Below are 18,190 nucleotides of genomic sequence, written 5' to 3'. Positions count from 1 at the left end.
CGACCACGGCGCCGCTCGCGACAGATGTTCGGCCCTGATATGCCTATCAGCTGGAGGTCGGTGCCGATAGGTACCAATTGTGGGGGCACGTACATCGTCCCCGTGAGTAATTGTTGAGGGCTATTCACCCTCGGACTTCACAAGCGGGGATGAAAATGGTGCGACGATCAGATCCCGAAACGCCGATCGAGCAACCGGACCCTGCCGCGGACGAGGGCTTCGTCGCGATGACCTGGGGGCAGCGTCTGTGCCCAGCGACGCCACGCCGTCAGGTCTTCGCGCCCGTGCACCGAGCCGGTCCACACGCGCAGCAGCTCGGGGTCGCGTGCCGCGAGGACCGTCGAACGCATGTCTTCCTTCAGCTCCTCGAAGACATCGGCTATCCCAGGGGCCAGTGACGCGGCGAGCAACCCACCGCGACCGAACTTCTCGAGGGCGCCGGCGACATCACCTCCGCGCAGCAAGCGACGCACCTGCTCGATGTCCGACTCGACGGGCACCGTGAGGCGATACGGTCGCGACGCCACCAGGTCCGCACCCAGGTCGCGTCGGAGCCGGGAGATCTCGGCACGTACGGTCACCGGGTCGATCCCGTCCTCGGCGAGCATGGTGGCGATCTCCTCGGTACCGAGACCATCCGGGTACTCACCCAGCAAAACCAAGATCTCCGCGTGACGGCGGGACAGTCGGAGCGCAGGCGCCGAACCGGTCCGCCAGAAGTACCGATCGCCGTCCAGCACAAGCAATTCCGGGCCCGTCGCCGGCGCCACCGCAGGCGCATTGCCGGTCAGGGTGCGCACCCGCAGCTCGCTCTCCACCGCCGCGACAACCGATTTCACCATCGACAGGGCAAAGGGCGCAGCCACCCGCTCGCCGCCCGTCACATCGATCACGCCGATCACGGCGCCGGTCACGGGATCGTGCACCGGAGCCGCCACGCAATTCCACTCCTGGACAGGTACCGAGAAGTGCTCGGCGCCGAAGATCTGCACACCGTGGTCGACCTCGAGAGCCAGGCCGGGGGCATTGGTGCCGGCAACGCGCTCCGCCCACACCGCTCCTTCGACAAAATTGATGCCGCCGGCCTGGTCTCGGGCTTTGTGGTCGCCCTCTACCCACAACAGCCGACCCACGTCATCGGTGAGAGCTACCACCACACCTGAGTCGGACACCTCGTCGAGCATCAGCGAGCGGACCAGAGGGTAGGCGGCTGCCATCGGGTGTCCGGCGCGGTACTCGAGGAAGTCGTTCCACGACATCCCTCCCGCGTCGATCATTCCCGACGGGTTGACGCCGCCCTTGACCGAGCGCAGCCACGAGTCCCGGACCACCGACCGCACCGAGGTGGGGCCGGTGGCCGGGGCAAGTGTGCCCGTCTGCACAAAGAGCTCGTGGGCGCGGCGTACCTGTTCGAGCCGGGCAGCCGGGTCTTCGCCGGGGGTGAGAGCAGTCCAGAAGTCGCGGGCCGGTGACGTTGTCTCACTCATCGCGTCCTCCGATCTGTTCTCGGCGTCTGTCACGGCGCGGCCGTGAGCCTGCCCTCAATTGTGCACTACCTCACACCCGGACAGGTGCGACCCGAGGATCCGGAGCCTGACGCCGGACAGCGCGGTCACGCCGTGGCCACCACGCCCGGTCACCGAGGAGTACCAGGATGGACGGCAACAGGAGCAAGCGCACGATGGTCGCGTCGATCAGGATCGCTGCTGCCAGCCCCACCCCCATCTGCTTCATCTCCACCATGCTCTGCGCCGCGAACAACGCGAACACCGAGACCATGACCAGCGCCGCGCTTGTGACGACCCCGGCGGTCTGGGTGACGCCGGCGCGCACCGCGGCCTTAGGCGTCAATCCCATGTCGATACCTTCACGAATGCGGCTCAGGACGAACACGTGATAGTCCATCGACAACCCGACGAGCACAGCCAGCATGAACAGCGGTATCCACTCCACCACGGTCCCGTTCGAGTTGAAGTCGAGAATGCTCTCGGCCCACGAATGCTGGAACACCAGGGCCAGCACCCCGAACGCGGCACCCACCGACATCAGGTTGAGCAGCGTGGACACCACTGCGATCACCGGGCTCCGGAACGTCGCGATCAGCATCAGCATGGTGAGAGTCAGGATCACCGCGATGACCACCGGCAGACCATCGGACTGGTTGTTCGCCGAGTCGTACTGTTCGGCGAGGTCGCCACCGACAGCAAACCGCGCGCCGTCCACAGGGTCGATCTGATCGGGCACCACGCTTGTCCGAAGTGCCACCAGGGCGTCATCACCTTTCGCGTCGTCCGGCGGGTAGGTACTGGCGAGTTCGAGGACGCTGGTGCTGCCGGACGGCGAGATCGTCGGCTCTCCGGTGACCGTCCACTCGCCTGAGCTCTCGGCCTGTTTGCCGATGTTGTCCAGTGCAACAGCAACTTCGGCAGCATTGCCGCCCTGTACAACAACCTTGGCCGAAGGGCCCTCTGACGGGAACTGCGTGTTCATCGTCTGCGCGACCTGCACCGGAGGTAGATCCTGTGGCAGCGTGTCGAGGTTGGCGCTGCGCATCGTCATCGACAACGCGGGCACTGCCAGGGCGAGCATCACGACCAGCCCCACCAGCAGCGCGGTGATGGGCCTACGGATGACGGGTCCGATGATCCGCGAGCTGATCCCGCCCTGACCGATCCGGTTGTTGACGCGCCAGAGCAGCGGCACCCCGGGACGATCCACCCATTTGCCGAGCTTGGCCAGCAACGCCGGCAGCACGGTGAGGGAACCGATCACCGCCACCGACACCACGATGATCGCCGACGTGGCGAGCGAGTTGAACGTCGCACTGCCCAGCGCATAAACGCCGGCGAGTGAGGCGATCACCGCAACACCGGACACGATGATCGAGTGCCCGGAGGTGGCTGCCGCTATCTCCACCGCATCGATCGTGCTGTGACCCTTACGCCGCTCCTCGCGTTCACGTTTGAGGTAGAAGAGCGAATAGTCCACTCCGACAGCCATTCCGATGAGCATCACCATCGACGACGCAGTCGACTCGGAAGGAACGAGGTAGGAGATGGGAGCGTAGATTCCGATGGTGGCGACCACTGAGGTGATCGCCAGCAACACCGGGATGCCGGCGGCTATCAGCGCACCGAAGGCAACGAGCATGATGCCGAACGTGATGGGGATGCTGATGATCTCGGCCGAGACCAGGTCGTCGGCCACCCGCTCGTTGATCGACTCGTCGAGCGAGACATCGCCGGTCTGACCGAACGTCAGTTCCGGGTGATTCGAACCAACCGCCGCGACGGCGGTCTTGATATCGGTGATCGACGCGTCCTCGTCGCCCGGTGGGGCACGTAGCGAGATCGCCGTCAACAGCGTCGTGCCATCAGGACTCCACACCGGCGCCACGACCTCTTGCACTTGATCCGAGCCGGCCAGTGCCTCGCGCAGCTCGTTTGCGGCGAGCAGCGCCGCGTCGCGGTCGCCGGTGACGACGACGTACTCGGTTTCCGGTGCGGCGAGACCGGCTTCGTGGATCATCTGGTCGGCAGTCCCCGACTGACCGACCCGGTAATCGGCGTCGTCGGTCGTCTGGGTGGGGATCAACGCGCTCAATCCCACGGCCAGCACCACAAGCGCAAGCCAGAGTCCTATTGCGCGCCAAGGGTTGTGCGCACTCCACCGCGCCACTGCCTGTGGCCCTCGGGTCATCTTTCCCATGTCAGCTCCTGATGCGTGAGGCGGTGCGCCTCGACGGGTGGCCCGGCGAACACCGAGCACCACCTGAGACTGCTCGCTTCCCGGAGCCCGGTCAGGAGCGTCAATCCCCCAGGTGAGGGCGGAATATCCCACCCCTGGGGTAGGCCCAGGTCTACTGTCATCTACTGCCCGCTTCGGTCACGATGGAGACCTGAAGAGTGGAAGGACCGCTGTGAGATCCGACGAAGAACCGAGGCCGATTGTTCGGTGGCTGAGGGCGGCCATGTATGCCGTTGTCACCACTCTGCTCGCGCCGGTCGCACTGGTGCTGTTCGTCGTCCAGGTGGTCGCGATCCCACTGGTCCTGGTCTCCGTCGGCGCCCTGGTGCTGTGGGTCAAGGTGCCGATCACCGGCGCGTTCTGTGACCTTCATCGGCGGATGGCGGCAGGCGTTCTCGACCGGCCGTGGCAGCCGGGTGATTACCGGCCCACGAACAATCGAGGGATCTTCCATCTGTTGTCCGTGTGGAGTACCGATTCCCTGCGCTGGCGCGACCTCGGCTGGCTGGTGATCGCGTCGACGGTCGGATTTGTCATCTCCCTGGTGGGGGTGATCTTCACGGCGACCCTCATCCTGCTGCCCTTCGTGGAGCCATTGATGAAAACCCGTGCCGTGATGGACCTGTGGGCGCTGGGCCGCAGCCGCAACGAAGTCCTCGAGGCACGCGTACACGAGGTGACCGAGTCACGGGCTGCGACAGTTGATTCCGCGGCAGCCGAGCTGCGCCGGGTGGAGCGGGACCTCCACGACGGGGCTCAGGCGCGGCTGGCCGCCCTCGGTATGACGATCGGCCTGGCCGAGAGTCAGATCGCCACCGACCCGGAAGGGGCCCGACAACTGATGGCCGAAGCGCGGGCGTCGGCCACCTCGGCCCTCGGCGATCTGCGATCAGTGGTCCGCGGCATCCATCCCCCGGTGCTGGCCGATCGCGGCGTCGGACCGGCAGTCGAAGCGCTGGCCCTCGACATGCCCCTGCCCATCACACTCAATCTCGGTGTGCACGAACGTCTTCCCGTCGCCACGGAGAACGCTGTGTACTTCGCGGTTGCCGAGGCGCTGGCCAACATCGGAAAACACGCCCGTGCACGTAACGCGTGGATCGCCATGGGTATCTTCGACGGTGTGCTGCGCGTGGAGGTCGGCGACGATGGAGTGGGCGGCGCTGCGCCCTCGGGTTCGGGACTGCACGGTGTCACCCAGCGACTGACAGCACTGGACGGAAGGCTCTTCGTGCACAGTCCGATCGGTGGCCCGACCATCGTGTCGATGGAGGTGCCATGCGCGTCGTGATCGGCGAAGACCACGCCCTGCTGCGGGACGGGCTCACCCGGATCCTTCAGGCCCACAGCATGGACGTGGTGTCCGCCGTCGACAACGCCACCGAGCTCGACGTCGCGCTCGGCGACGACTCCATCGACGTTGCGGTGCTGGACGTTCGGATGCCACCCACCTTCACGGACGAAGGTCTGCGCGCTGCCATCAAGATCCGGGCCTCCCGCCCCGGCTTCCCGGTCCTGGTGCTCTCTCAGTACGTAGAACAGCTGTACGCGAGGGAGCTGCTGGAGAGCGGCGAAGGCGCGGTCGGCTATCTCCTCAAAGACCGGGTCGCCAACGTGGCCGGGTTCATCGACGCCGTACGGCAGGTTGCCGCGGGCGGCACCGTCCTCGACCCGGAGGTGGTGTCGCAGTTGCTCACCGGTCAGCGGGCCGACGGGCCACTGGAACGTTTGACGGTGCGGGAACGCGAAGTACTGGCGTTGATGGCGGAGGGCCGCTCGAACGCAGCCATCGCCGAGGCCATGTACTTCTCCGAGAAAGCGGTCAGCAAGCACTCGAACAGCATCTTCACAAAACTCGATCTGCCGGTGTCGGCCGACGACAATCGGCGGGTCCTGGCGGTGCTCGCCTATCTCGGGGTCTGACCTCAGCCGCGGATCACGTTGTAGAGAAAGGTGCTGCCGGCCAGCAGGATGCCCGAGACAGCGGCCGGCCAGAACCAGTTGTTGAGCAGGTCCGACCGAAACGCCACCACAACCCAGCCGATGATCAGCAACGCCGTGGTGAGGGTGGTGACGATCCGGACCAGCAGGATCATGATCATCCCCAACGACCACACGAGCTCTCGAAGCCCAGATCTCATCAGACTCCTCAGAAGCGAAAGTCCCGTCAGCTTCTCAGAAGAACGCACAGGGTAGCTGCGTTCATCCATGCGGAGTCGGTCACATTTGGCAGACTGAACTGATGAAGACCATTCTGAATGTCATCTGGCTCGTGCTCTGTGGATTCTGGATGGCGTTGGGCTACGTCGCCGCCGGAATCATCTGCTGCATCCTCATCATCACCATCCCCTTCGGGATCGCATCGTTTCGGATCGCCGCGTACGCCCTGTGGCCGTTCGGCCGAACCGTGGTTCGCAAACCCACAGCCGGGGTCGGCTCGGCCATCGGCAACGTGATCTGGTTGATCTTCGCCGGTATCTGGCTTGCCATCGGCCACATCGTCACCGGAATCGCTTTGTGCCTCACCATCATCGGCATCCCGCTAGGCATCGCGAGCTTCAAGATGGTCCCGGTATCGCTGCTGCCGCTGGGCGCGGAGATCGTCGATTCGGACGAGGTCGGTGTCATCACCGCTCCCCCGCCCCGCCAGCGCACATACTGATCGCGCGCCCGCCCGACCTCAGGCTCGAGACAACGCCAGCACCGGAATCGTGCGGCTGGTCTTCTTCTCGTAATCCGCGAAGCCCGGCATCAGACCGGCCTGCTCGGCGTAGATCCGGTCGCGGTCGGCGCCGGTGACCTCGGAAACGGTCACCGGGACGGTGTCGTCGCCGATTTCCACCTCGGTCGCCGGATCGGCGAGCAGATTCCGGTACCACTGGGGGTCCTCGTCGGCGCCCGCAGCGCTCGCGAAGATGTACGAGACGCCGTCCTTGGGCAGATAGACCAGCGGCGTCACGTACTGCTTACCGCTCTTGATCCCCTTGTGATGCAGCAACAGAAGCGGCGCACCCTCGAAATTGCCACCGACCTTGCCGTGATTGGCGCGGAACTCTTTGATGATCTCGTCGTTGAAGCCCATGGCGAAAAGTCTAGGCGCTCATCACCCGACATCGTCGAGATCGAGACCCATCGGAGTGACCGACGGGATGTCGCCGCTCGCGACCACTGTCTTCGTCAACGTCATCAATGCCGAGGTGAGTTCATCGACCTCGACTTCGGACAGGATGTTGTACGCAGGTGCGGCCAGCCGATCGGTGGTGGTCTCGATGTCACCCTTGAGTGCTCTCCCGGACGGCGTGATCGCCCCTGAGTGGTCGAGCAGGCCGCGCTCGGCCAAACGTTCTGTGAGCGCAGACCATTCGTCGGGTGTGTACTTTCGGCTGGTCTCGAGAACCGACCGTGGGATGGCAGCGGCACTCGAATGCAGCACCCCCGCCTCGCGACCGGTGACACCGGCGGTCGTCAGGGCGGCCACGTGGCCGTCACCGCGATGTTCGCGCAGCAGGGTCGCGGCATGCCAGAGTGCCCCGTATCGATCCTCCGGCCACGGCAGCGCGGCGTTCGCCGCGAACAGCGCCCGACCACCCAGGTCTGCGTTCTGCGCTGCCGGCCTCAGCAGCGCCACCACCCGATCGACCACCTCGTCGTTCCCCGCCGAACCCAGCATCCGCTGCAGAGTGGCCACCGCGGCCTGTCGGCGCACATCGATCGCCGTCTCCGGCGGAGCGAACCGCCAGGCGTCCGGGATGGCGCGGGCGACATGGTCGGGCGCGAAGTTGTAGAACAGCGCGGTCACGATCTCGGGACCCACCTCGCCCAAGGGCGCGGCACGACCCGCGAAGTACCCCATCCAAAAACCGCGATAACCGGCCGCTGCCAGTGCCTCTCGCGTCTCGTCCGAGAAGTAGGTGACGGCGTGGATCGGTTCGAGCAGTCGCCACAGACGACGCGCTGTGGACAATTCGATGGCCATGGGCTCGACAATGCCATTGCGCGCGCAGATCAGCCATGGTTCTGCGACGCCCGACCCAATGGATCCGCGACCGGCAGGCGTTGCCGACTACAGGGCGTCAGCGAGAGACTCGACCCCGAGACACCGGTAGGCGCTGCGGTACTTGATGCGCAGCCGTGCCTGGATGTCATCGGGCAGGCGGTTCAGCCGAGCCGGATCGGTGTTGTCGGCGAGGTCGGCGAGTTTGACGGCCAGAGCCATCCGGTTCGTTCGGATACGTGCGTAATACTCCTGCGGCGCAACATCTTCGGTTCGGGTCAGCAGCGTCACCGCATCCACCACGGTTCCCGGGATGCCCTCTGCCAGCAGATCCGAGGCGGTGATGTCGGAGTCCTCGATCACGTCGTGCAGCAAGGCGGTTGCGATGTACTCGGCCGACTGAGGCGTGACCCTCGTCGCGACCGAACGAGGATGCACGATGTACTCGCCACCGACCTTGTCGACCTGCCCGTGATGCGCGCGGTCTGCGATGGCTTCGGCTGCCGCGATCAGATTTTCACCGCTGCGAGATTGCGCCATGATCCGCCTTTCCCAGATGCTCCGACTGTAAGGGACCGCCAGGCCCATGTCTGGACGATCAGCTATCGCGCCGGCGATAGCGCCAGGGATAGGCGAACCAGAAGAACGCGAAGGTGAGCAAAGCGACCAGACCCGCGACCCACCCCACCGACTTGCTGACCACCAACTCGAACACCAACGTCATGACGCCGGTCAGCGCCACTCCGAGCAAGACGATCCCACCGAGGGCGAATCGCTGGGCCGAGTTCACCAGCTCTTCGAGACGATGCCTCCGGAACAGCAGCCGGTGCATGGCCACCGGCGCGAGCAGCAACACCGTTGCACCGACCGAGGCGGTCACCGTCACGAGATACACGTTCTGGAACAGACCGTCCTGCTCGTAGAAGCGGTCCTGGAACGGCACCGTCAACAGGAATCCGGTGAGTAGCTGAACGCCGGTCTGCACCACCCGGAGCTCCTGCAGCAAACTCGCCCAGTTGCGGTCGAGACGCTGTGTGGGACTCTCGTTGCGCTCCCTGCGCAGCCAGTCGTCGTCGATCGTCTCGTCGCTCATCTGCCAATGGTCGACTCCTTCCTTCGCACTGGCAAGTGCCTGCCGAAACGCGGTGGATATGGTCAGCCGAGAGGTTTCACCGTGGCGAAGGAGCAGGCAATGGCAACGGGTCGGTCCGGAACAGCAACACCCGCGTGGTTCACCGCCGCCATCGAGCAGTCGCCCGACCATCGCGACGTCGAGGTCGAGGGTGCGTCGGTACATCTGCGTTGCTGGGGCGAGCCCGGCACGCCCGGTGTTGTCCTGGTACACGGCGGCTCCGCGCACTCGGGTTGGTGGGATCATGTCGCGCCACTTCTGGCTGTTTCCCACCGAGTGGTCGCCCTGGACATGACCGGTCACGGCGACAGCGATGCACGCCCCGACTATCCGCTGGAGATCTGGGCCGCCGAGGTTCTGGCCGCCGCCGAAGCCGGCGACATCGCGGGCAAGCCGTACGTGGTGGGGCACAGCATGGGCGGCTGGGTGACATCGGCAGTCGGCGCCCTGCACGGCGACTCCGTGGCGGGCATCGTGGTGATCGACTCGCCCCTACTCGACGAACCGCCCGAGGAAGTGATCATCCGGCAGCTCAGCCGCAAGTCGCGGGCGTATCCGTCCAAGCCCGAGATCGTGGCCCGCTTCCGTACCGAACCGGCACAAGAACTGTTGCTGCCCTACGTGGCCGAGCATGTCGCCGGCGAATCGGTGCGAGACACCGAGGCCGGCTGGATGTGGAAGTTCGACCCCGACATGTTCCGCAAACGGCACGAAGGCGGCCAGCGCGTCAAGGTACGGGACTTCCTGGCGCAGGTGAGCACGCGGGCGACTTACATCCGCTGCCAGAACGGCATCGTTCCTTCGGAGACCGCCCAGGAGATCGCCGGGCTGTTCGTCCCGCGGGCCACCGTGGTCGAATTGGCCGAGGCCGGGCACCACCCGATGATGGATCAGCCTCTGCCATTGGTTGCCACATTGAGAACCATTCTTGCGCACTGGGATTCGGCTCAGTGACATCCAACGCCGCGCCGACGGCGATGGCGGTGCTCCACCACTGATGCCAACGGAGGATGGCGGCGCGCCGCGATACCGCACCTTGTTGCTGACCCTGGGTCTGCTGACCACCATCACCGCGATCGTCAGCAGCCTCGGGGCCCCGCTGATCCCGGCCATCGCCGACGAACACAACGTGACGCTCACCGAAGCGCAGTGGGCTCTGACCGCCACCCTGCTCACCGCGGCGGTGGCGACACCGATCATCGGAAGGCTCGGAGCCGGACAGATGCGTCGGCCGACGATCATCACCGGTCTGGTCATCGTCACCCTGGGTTCGATGCTGGCCGCACTTCCCTGGGGCTTTGCCCCGCTGTTGATCGGCCGGGCGATGCAGGGCGTCGGACTCGCGCTGGTCCCCCTTGCGATGGCCGTTGCTCGCGACGTCATCAGACCACCCAGGATCTCGGCCGTCATCGCGATGTTGTCGGTGACAGCTGTCGCCGGTACCGGCCTCGGATACCCGCTGACGGCCGTGGTGGCCCAGACCTGGGGCTTGGCTGCCGCTTACTGGATGGGCGCCGTGCTCAGTGCCTGCACCCTGCTGATGGCGCTGAGTTTTGTTCCGCGGGCCCAGTCGGTGATCCGCGCACCTGTGGACTGGGCAGGCGCGGTGATGCTGTCCGCCGGTACCGGGTCCACACTCCTGGCGGTCAGCAGGGGTGAGACATGGGGCTGGACGTCGCTTCGCACCGTTGTCCTTGCGCTGGTGGGACTCACGTTCCTCGTCGTGTGGGGGCGATGGAGTTTGCGACGCGATCACCCGCTGGTCGATCTCCGCCTGGCCACTCGCTCCGGAATCGCGGCACCGAATCTGGTGGCCTTCGGCGGCGGCATCGGTATGTACACGTTGCTGACGTTGACCATCGTGCTGGTCCAGAGTTCGGATCCTGGCTGGGGGCTTGATCATTCGGTCACCGTCGCCGGGCTGATGCTGGTGCCCTACTCGCTGACGAGTGTTGTCGGCAGCAGACTCGCGCTGGCGGCCGGCGCCAAGTACGGCCCCGACATCCTGCTGCCGCTGGGCTCGGTCGTGTTCATGGGTTCCACTCTCGGTCTGGCCTTCGTGCACAGCAACGTCTACTGGGCTCTGGGCTGGATGGCCGTCGGCGGACTGGGCAGCGGCTTCACGTTCTCGTCGCTGGCCGTGCTCATCGTCCCGCACGTTCCGCAGGAGGAAACCGGTAGCGCGATGGCGTTCAACATGGTGCTGCGCTATCTCGGCTTCTCGGTGGGAAGCGCGGTCAGCGTGACGTTGATGGCCGTGTACGGCGGCGGGCAACAGGGGTTCGTCTGGACGCTCGTGACCATGGCAGCGGTGTTCGCCGTTGTCGCGGTGGGTGCGTGGTTGCTGACCACTCGGCAGAGACCACCCGCTGTTCCGGCATGAACCCGTCGAGGCCACAAAAGAAGTCGAGGCCACAAAAGAACAGGCCAGGAACTCTTGGTTCCCGGCCTGATCTCACTCTGTGGGCGAAGGGGGACTTGAACCCCCACGTCCCGAAGGACACTGGCACCTGAAGCCAGCGCGTCTGCCATTCCGCCACTCGCCCGTGGCTGCTCGTCGGTCTTCAAACGAACTGGAAAACGGTAACATGGGCCGGCCCTGCGTCAGAAATCGGCCAGCTCTGGACCGCGAGGGTGACAGGTCGAACACGCGGCGCGTCAGGGGCACGTGCGACCCGATGAGTTGTACGTCACTTCTCGCACATCTTTTGCATGGCCTATCCCCGCCGATCATCCCACGTATACGGCCGAAACGGACACCAGGCGTCTACTGGGACATCTGTGGCGGACGGTGCAGAAGTTCCGCCTGGAGTGTCCAACGCGGGGTGTGAGTCGCTATCATCAAACAGCACGATTGGCACGCCGACACGCTGAGAACTCGAAGGGAGGTCGTCGGTAGTGGGGATTCTGCAAAGAATCGAACGCAAACTCGAAGGTGCGGTAGATGACGGCTTCGCCCGCGTCTTCGGCGGCAAGGTCGCCCCGCAAGAGGTCGAGAACGCTCTGCAACGCGAAGCCGAAGACAACTTGGAAGACCTCGGCGATGGTGGCAAGCTCGCCCCGAACGCCTACAACCTGGTGGTCAGCTCCACCGACCACCGCGAGATGGTTGCCGAGTACGAGCTCAACCGGAAGACCTTCTCCAAGCATCTCGAGAATTTCATCCGTGACAACGGATGGCAGACATACGGTGACGTGGTGGTCGAGTTCTCCCACTCACCCACCCTGCACACCGGTCAATTCCGGGCGCGGGGCACGGTCAATCCGGACGTCCGGCCGATGCCTGTGCAACAAGCAGGCCATCGTCCTCCAGATCAATCAGGGCCGCCGTTGCCCCACCCGCCGCCCGCGGCGCCAAACCGAAACCCACAAGTAGGAGCCACTCCCATGACGCAGAACTCCGGATACGACCCCCGCGGAGGTTACGAACAGGGCTCCTACCCACCGCAGGCGGCCTACAGCCAGCAGCCCTACGAGCAGGGCCAGGACAACTCCGGCGACGGGGCGCAGGCGTACAGCCAGCAGGGTGGCTACGACCAACAGGGCTACAACCAGGCCGGCTACGACCAGCAGGGCTACGACCAGCGTGGCTATGACCAACGCGGTTATGACCAGCACGGTGGTTACGACCAGGCCGGGTACGACCAGGGTGCCTACCAGCAGGGCGGCCATGACCAGCAGGGTTACAGCCAGGGCGGCTACGCCCAGCCGCCGGCTAATCAGGAGCAGGGCTTCGACCCGCGCAACTACCAGCAGAACTACGACCAGGGTGGCTACCAGCAGCCCGGATACGACCAGCAAGGTTACGACCAGGGCGGCTACCAACAGCCCGGGTACAGCCAGAACGAGTACGACCAGCAGGGCGCCTACAACCAGCAGGGCGGCTACGCCCAGGGATATCCGCAACAGGGCGGGTACGACCAGCAGGGTGGCTACGACCAGCAGGCCGGTTACGCCCAGGCTCCCGGCTACGGCGCTCCCGCCGCTTACGCACCGACGGCGATCACGCTACTGCTCGAAGACGGCAGCAACCGCACGTTCCAGCTGCGCAACGGATCGAATGTCATCGGCCGCGGCCAGGACGCCCAGTTCCGCCTGCCCGACACCGGTGTTTCGCGTCGCCACGTCGAGATCCGCTGGGACGGTTCGAGCGCCCTTCTCAACGACCTCAACTCCACGAACGGCACCACGGTCAACGATGTCCAGGTCAGCAGCTGGGAGCTCGCGGATGGTGACCGGATCCGCGTGGGGCATTCCGACATCACCGTCCGTTTCCAGTGACGCCCGCACAAACCGTCACTACCCAGTAGCGCGCTCCCTCGATTCGCGTGGCTCACAGCTGCTCGATGCACAAGTGAGACATCCGAATGCGTGATGGAGCGACACTGGGCCATAAGATGCACTGGACGTTGATGGCTGGCCCAGGAGGTGGAAAAGCGTGCAGGGCATAGTGCTGCAACTGACGCGTGTCGGCTTCTTGTTGCTGCTGTGGCTCCTGGTGTGGGCAGTACTACGGGTCATCCGCACCGATGTGTACGCCGCCACCGGCCAGCGACCCATGACACGCTACGAACGCCGCAATCGCGGTGGCTCCCCTGCCAAGGTCAAAGGCGGGGCCAGATACCTCGTGGTCACCCATGGCGCCCTGGCCAACACGAGGATCACCCTCGGCACGCAACCGGTGTTGCTGGGGCGCGCCGACGACTCGACCCTGGTGCTCACCGACGAGTACGCCTCCGAGCGCCACGCACGGCTCATCCGCCGGGGAGATGACTGGTACGTCGAAGACCTCGGCTCCACCAACGGCACCTACCTCGACCGTGCGAAGGTCACCACCGCTGTGCGCGTGCCGCTCGCAACTCCGGTCAGGGTGGGCAAAACCGTGATTGAGTTGCGCCCGTGACCCTGGTGTTGCGCTATATCGCGCGTAGCGACCGCGGCTTGGTCCGTGCGAACAACGAAGACTCCGTGTACGCCGGTGCCCGACTGCTGGCCCTTGCCGACGGCATGGGCGGCCACGCAGCCGGTGAGGTGGCCAGCCAGCTGGTCATCCAGGCACTACGTCCCCTCGACGACGACGAGCCCGGCGGCGACCTCCTCGCGAAACTCGAAGAGGCCACTCGCCATGGCAACGAGGCGATCGCCGACCAGGTAGCCGAGGCCCCCGAACTCGATGGCATGGGCACCACCCTCACCGCCATCCTCTTCGCGGGCTCGCGCCTGGGTCTGTGCCACATCGGCGACTCGCGCGGCTATCTGTTGCGCGACGGCCAGCTCACCCAGATCACCCGCGACGACACGTTCGTTCAGACCCTTGTCGAAGAAGGTCGGATCACGGCCGAAGAAGCACACACACATCCGCAACGGTCGTTGATCATGCGTGCGCTCACCGGCACCGAGGTCGAGCCCACGCTCACGGTGCGCGAGGCCCGCGCCGGCGACCGCTACCTTCTGTGCAGCGACGGCCTGTCCGACGTGGTCAGCGAAGAGACCATCGCCGACACCATGACGTCGGTGGAGAACTACCGTGACTGCGCCGACCGGCTCATCGAGCTGGCCCTGCGTGGCGGTGGGCCCGACAACGTCACCGTCGTGGTCGCCGACGTCGTCGATGTGGATTACGGCGACAGCCAGCCAATCGTCGGCGGAGCGGCCGGAGGCGACGATCAGGAGTACGTCCCCGATCCGCGGACCTCGGCCGGTCGTGCGGCGGCGCTGCGCCCGCCTGCCCAGTCGCCCCGGCGGCCGACCATCGGAACCCCCGAACCCGAACCGCCGCAAGCACACCCGCGGCGCAAATGGATTCTCGGCGGCATCGCTCTCGCCGTGATCGCCGTACTCATCGCCGGTGTCTTCGTGGGCCGCGCGATCGTCAGGTCGAATTACTACGTCAGCGCCGACAACGGCGAGGTGGTGCTCTACCGCGGATTGCAAGGGTCATTCCTGGGCCTGAGCCTGCACGAGCTGAGCAAGATCACCTGCACCGGAGCCATGGACACCGACAGGCCGACGGTCACCATCGCCGACTACGACAACCGTCCCGAGAACTGTGTACCGCTGAAGGTGTCCGACCTCACCGGCACGGCGCCCGCGTCACTCGACGGCCGCGACCCGGTGCCTCTCGACGATGCCGAGGAACAGGTCCGAAACCTGATGGACAACCTCGTGCCGCTGTGCCCCGAGGAAGAGTCCGCCTCGGCCGAGGGCGTCACCCCGGGCCCGGCCCAGCCCCTTGCCCCGGGTACCGAGAGTCCCGCACCGCCGCCGGCCACACCGGGACAGCCCGCTCCGGTGCTCCCACAGTCGGGCAGTGCCAGCACGCAGCCTCCGCTGACGTCCACCACCACGCCGCCCGTCACGGCCCCGGAAAACTGTCGGGGGCGCTGATGTCACAGGCCGCCGTCACACAGACACCGGCTTCCGGGCCGATCCGCAACTACACAGGCCGCAACTCCGAACTGGTGTTGCTCGGCCTGTCGACCATCATCGTCTTCACCGCGCTCATCCTGGTCGAGGCTGCGCAGTCCCAGAGCATCACCTGGGAACTGGCCAAGTACATGGCCGCCTACGTCCTGCTCTACGGTTTCGCCCACCTCGTCGTGCGGCGATTCGCGCCCTACGCCGATCCGCTGATCCTGCCGCTGGTGGCCACCATCAACGGTCTCGGGCTCGTCCTGATCCATCGACTCGACCTCGGGACCGGTCAGAACGGTGAGACCGCCAACCCCATCGACCGCACCAACGACGCCGATCAGCAGGTTCTGTGGGCCGTTCTCGGCATCATCGCGTTCGCGGCCATCCTGATCCTGATCCGCGACCACCGGACGCTGTCGCGGTACAGCTACCTACTGGGCCTGAGCGGTCTGATCTTCCTGGCCATCCCGGCGATCCTGCCGTCGTCGATGTCGGAGATCAACGGTTCCAAGATCTGGATCCGCACCCCGCTGTTCAACATCCAGCCAGGTGAGTTCTCGAAAATCCTGATCATCATCTTCACCGCGTCGCTGCTGGTGTCCAAGCGTGATCTGTTCACCACCGCGGGCAAGCATTTCCTCGGTATGGACCTGCCCCGCGCTCGCGACCTCGGCCCGCTGCTCGCCGCGTGGATCATCTCCATCGGCGTCCTGGCGTTCGAGGCCGACCTCGGCACCTCACTTCTCATCTTCTCGACCATGCTGGTGATGCTGTACGTGGCGACCGAGCGGGTGAGCTGGCTCATCATCGGCGTCAGCCTGTTCGCCCTGGGCGCACTGGTGGCCTACCAGCTGTTCTCGCATCTGCAGGTGCGTGTCGCGGTGTGGCAGGACCCGTTCAGCGACTTCTACGGCCAGGGCTACCAGGTCGGCCAGAGTCTGTTCGGTCTGGCCACCGGCGGTCTCTTCGGCACCGGTCTGGGTTCTGGCCGACCCAACATCGTGCCGTTCGCCAACACCGACTTCATCATCGCCACCATCGGTGAAGAGCTCGGCCTGGTGGGACTCGCGGCGATCCTGCTGCTGTATCTGGTGTTGATCGTGCGCGGTCTGCGCACCGGCATCGCCGTTCGTGACAGCTTCGGCAAGCTCCTCGCCACCGGGTTGTCGTTCACGATCGCCGTGCAGATCTTCGTGGTGGTCGGCGGTGTGACCAAGCTGATCCCGCTGACCGGCCTGACCACACCGTTCATGTCCTACGGCGGCTCATCGCTGCTGGCGAACTACATCCTGGTCGCGTTGCTCATCCGCGTGTCCAACGCCGCACGTGAGCCCGATCCGACCAAGAAGAAGTCGACGCCCATCGCCGAGGCGCCCACCGAGATGGTCAAGCGCTCATGAACATTCCCATTCGCCGCGTGGTCATCGCGGTCATGGTGATCATCCTCGTGCTGCTCGCAAACGCCACCTACGTGCAGGTGTTCAAGGCCGACAAACTACGGGCCGACCCCCGCAATCAGCGGGTGCTCCTCGACGAGTACTCGCGTCAGCGTGGCCAGATCACCGCCGGACAGGACGTGATCGCCCAGTCGGTGCCGACCGACGACCGGCTCAAGTACCTGCGCACCTATCCGGGACCGTGGGCGCCGGCCTTCGCACCGGTCACCGGCTACTACTCGTTCCAGTACGCAAGTTCGGGACTCGAGCAGGCCGAGGATTCCATCCTCAACGGCAACGACGACCGACTGTTCGGACAGCGCTTCGCCGACATGTTCTCCGGTCGTGATCCTCGCGGCGGCAACGTGATCACCACCATCGACCCGCGGGCGCAGCAGATCGCCTTCGACGAGATGAACAAGGGATGCAACGGGGGCTGCCGCGGAGCCGTGGTGGCGCTCGCACCGAACACCGGCGCGATCCTGGCGATGGTGTCCACACCCAGTTACGACCCCAACCTGCTGGCCAGCCACGACACCACCGTCCGTGAAGACGCCTGGGCCGCCTGGAATCCCACCGAGGATTCAACCGGGTTCCAGCCGATGCTGAACCGGGCCCTCAACGAGACCTACCCACCTGGTTCGACGTTCAAGGTGATCACCGCTGCCGCAGCGCTCGAGCAGGGCATCGGCCAAGACGAACGCCTCACGGCGGCAAGCAGTTACACGCTGCCGCAGACCGAGACCGGGCTGACCAACTACGGCGGTCAGACCTGCCCCGACTCCAGCGGTGGCCAGGTGACGATGCATCAGGCCCTCGAATACTCGTGCAACACAGCGTTTGTGCAACTGTCCACCGAGAAGCTGCAGAACCCGATCGAAGCGGTCAAGAACCAGGCCAACGCTTTCGGTGTCGACACCGAACTACCCGACACCCCGCTGCCCGTCTCCGAATCGTCGGTCGGCCCGATCCCTGACCTCGCCGCTCTCGGCCAGAGCTCCATCGGCCAACGTGATGTGCGGTTCACCCCACTACAGAACGCGATGATCGCCGCGACCATCGCCAACGGTGGGGTTCGCATGCAGCCGTACCTGGTGGACAAGTTGCAGGGTCCGGACCTCAAGACCCTGAACACCACCCGGCCGAATTCGCTCAACGAGCCGATCAGTGCTCAGACCGCCGCGACCCTGACCGAGATGATGATCGACTCCGAACGCAACACCCGCGGATCCGGCGGGCCGGTGTCGATCGCATCAAAGACCGGCACCGCCGAGCACTCCAACACCCAAGGCACCGATGAGACCCCCTACGCCTGGTACATCGCGTTCGGTCCGTCCAGCAATGCCAAGGTGGCGGTGGCGGTGATCGTCGAGAACGGCGACGGCGGACTACAGGCAACGGGCGGCTCGTCAGCCGCCCCTATCGGGCGTGCCGTGATCAACGCGCTCGCAGGTGAGAGGTGACCGG

General features: G+C 65.4%; 17 protein-coding genes and 1 tRNA gene. 10 read left to right on the top strand and 8 right to left on the bottom strand.

What is annotated here, in order from left to right:
• Positions 1-167 precede the first annotated feature (167 nt).
• Entirely contained in the window at positions 168-1,487 is a 1,320-nt protein-coding gene (locus MVA47_RS03940; RefSeq protein ID WP_247206752.1) for a transcriptional regulator, read from the bottom strand.
• A gap of 70 nt (positions 1,488-1,557) precedes the next feature.
• On the bottom strand, positions 1,558-3,708 hold the full coding sequence (locus MVA47_RS03935) for an MMPL family transporter (protein ID WP_247206751.1): 2,151 nt from the start codon (positions 3,706-3,708) through the stop codon (positions 1,558-1,560).
• Between the two features lie 211 nt (positions 3,709-3,919).
• Between MVA47_RS03935 and MVA47_RS03930 the strand changes: the two genes are divergently transcribed.
• Entirely contained in the window at positions 3,920-5,038 is a 1,119-nt protein-coding gene (locus tag MVA47_RS03930; RefSeq protein ID WP_247206750.1) for a histidine kinase, read from the top strand.
• Positions 5,026-5,670 (top strand): response regulator transcription factor, encoded by a 645-nt coding sequence (locus MVA47_RS03925; RefSeq protein WP_247206749.1) that lies wholly within the window; start codon positions 5,026-5,028, stop codon positions 5,668-5,670. The genes MVA47_RS03930 and MVA47_RS03925 overlap by 13 nt, the downstream gene beginning before the upstream one ends.
• Before the next feature lie 2 nt (positions 5,671-5,672).
• Here MVA47_RS03925 and MVA47_RS03920 read toward each other — a convergent pair whose 3' ends face one another.
• Positions 5,673-5,888 (bottom strand): hypothetical protein, encoded by a 216-nt coding sequence (locus MVA47_RS03920; RefSeq protein WP_247206748.1) that lies wholly within the window; start codon positions 5,886-5,888, stop codon positions 5,673-5,675.
• Between the two features lie 101 nt (positions 5,889-5,989).
• Here MVA47_RS03920 and MVA47_RS03915 point away from each other — a divergent pair, with 101 nt between their 5' ends.
• The gene (locus MVA47_RS03915; protein ID WP_062796028.1) at positions 5,990-6,409 is read left to right on the top strand and encodes a YccF domain-containing protein; all 420 of its coding nucleotides are present in this window, start codon (positions 5,990-5,992) and stop codon (positions 6,407-6,409) included.
• 18 nt (positions 6,410-6,427) lie between these two features.
• On the opposite strand, the gene MVA47_RS03910 is transcribed toward MVA47_RS03915, so the two are convergent.
• The 4 genes from MVA47_RS03910 to MVA47_RS03895 all read right to left on the bottom strand — a co-directional run bounded on the left by MVA47_RS03910 (position 6,428) and on the right by MVA47_RS03895 (position 8,834).
• Positions 6,428-6,829, bottom strand: coding sequence for a nitroreductase/quinone reductase family protein (locus tag MVA47_RS03910; RefSeq protein WP_099382834.1), 402 nt, complete (start codon positions 6,827-6,829; stop codon positions 6,428-6,430).
• A 21-nt stretch (positions 6,830-6,850) separates the two neighbouring features.
• Positions 6,851-7,723: a hypothetical protein gene (locus tag MVA47_RS03905; protein WP_247206747.1), complete on the bottom strand. Its 873-nt coding sequence runs from the start codon at positions 7,721-7,723 to the stop codon at positions 6,851-6,853.
• Positions 7,724-7,810: 87 nt separating this feature from the next.
• Positions 7,811-8,281 (bottom strand): guanosine-3',5'-bis(diphosphate) 3'-pyrophosphohydrolase, encoded by a 471-nt coding sequence (locus MVA47_RS03900; RefSeq protein WP_247206746.1) that lies wholly within the window; start codon positions 8,279-8,281, stop codon positions 7,811-7,813.
• A gap of 58 nt (positions 8,282-8,339) precedes the next feature.
• On the bottom strand, positions 8,340-8,834 hold the full coding sequence (locus tag MVA47_RS03895) for a DUF6328 family protein (protein ID WP_247206745.1): 495 nt from the start codon (positions 8,832-8,834) through the stop codon (positions 8,340-8,342).
• A 99-nt stretch (positions 8,835-8,933) separates the two neighbouring features.
• On the opposite strand from MVA47_RS03895, the gene MVA47_RS03890 reads away from it, so the two are divergent.
• Both MVA47_RS03890 and MVA47_RS03885 read left to right on the top strand, forming a co-directional pair.
• Positions 8,934-9,827, top strand: a complete 894-nt coding sequence (locus MVA47_RS03890; RefSeq protein WP_247206744.1) for an alpha/beta fold hydrolase — start codon at positions 8,934-8,936, stop codon at positions 9,825-9,827.
• Positions 9,828-9,870: 43 nt separating this feature from the next.
• A complete protein-coding gene (locus MVA47_RS03885; RefSeq protein ID WP_247206743.1) occupies positions 9,871-11,256 on the top strand; it encodes an MFS transporter in 1,386 nt (461 codons plus the stop codon).
• Positions 11,257-11,336: 80 nt separating this feature from the next.
• Here the strand turns inward: MVA47_RS03885 and MVA47_RS03880 are convergent.
• Positions 11,337-11,419, bottom strand: a tRNA-Leu gene (locus MVA47_RS03880).
• A 352-nt stretch (positions 11,420-11,771) separates the two neighbouring features.
• Between MVA47_RS03880 and MVA47_RS03875 the strand changes: the two genes are divergently transcribed.
• The 5 genes from MVA47_RS03875 to MVA47_RS03855 all read left to right on the top strand — a co-directional run bounded on the left by MVA47_RS03875 (position 11,772) and on the right by MVA47_RS03855 (position 18,186).
• The gene (locus MVA47_RS03875) at positions 11,772-13,154 is read left to right on the top strand and encodes an FhaA domain-containing protein (RefSeq protein WP_247206742.1); all 1,383 of its coding nucleotides are present in this window, start codon (positions 11,772-11,774) and stop codon (positions 13,152-13,154) included.
• Between the two features lie 157 nt (positions 13,155-13,311).
• The gene (locus MVA47_RS03870; protein ID WP_030167109.1) at positions 13,312-13,776 is read left to right on the top strand and encodes an FHA domain-containing protein; all 465 of its coding nucleotides are present in this window, start codon (positions 13,312-13,314) and stop codon (positions 13,774-13,776) included.
• On the top strand, positions 13,773-15,260 hold the full coding sequence (locus tag MVA47_RS03865; RefSeq protein WP_247206741.1) for a PP2C family serine/threonine-protein phosphatase: 1,488 nt from the start codon (positions 13,773-13,775) through the stop codon (positions 15,258-15,260). The genes MVA47_RS03870 and MVA47_RS03865 overlap by 4 nt, the downstream gene beginning before the upstream one ends.
• Entirely contained in the window at positions 15,260-16,687 is a 1,428-nt protein-coding gene (locus tag MVA47_RS03860; protein ID WP_023955257.1) for an FtsW/RodA/SpoVE family cell cycle protein, read from the top strand. Before MVA47_RS03865 ends, MVA47_RS03860 begins: the two co-directional genes overlap by 1 nt.
• Entirely contained in the window at positions 16,684-18,186 is a 1,503-nt protein-coding gene (locus MVA47_RS03855; protein WP_247206740.1) for a penicillin-binding protein 2, read from the top strand. The genes MVA47_RS03860 and MVA47_RS03855 overlap by 4 nt, the downstream gene beginning before the upstream one ends.
• Positions 18,187-18,190: the final 4 nt, after the last annotated feature.

Source organism: Williamsia sp. DF01-3 (assembly GCF_023051145.1).
GTDB lineage: Bacteria > Actinomycetota > Actinomycetes > Mycobacteriales > Mycobacteriaceae > Williamsia.
This window is presented reverse-complemented; position numbering and strand designations above follow the sequence as displayed.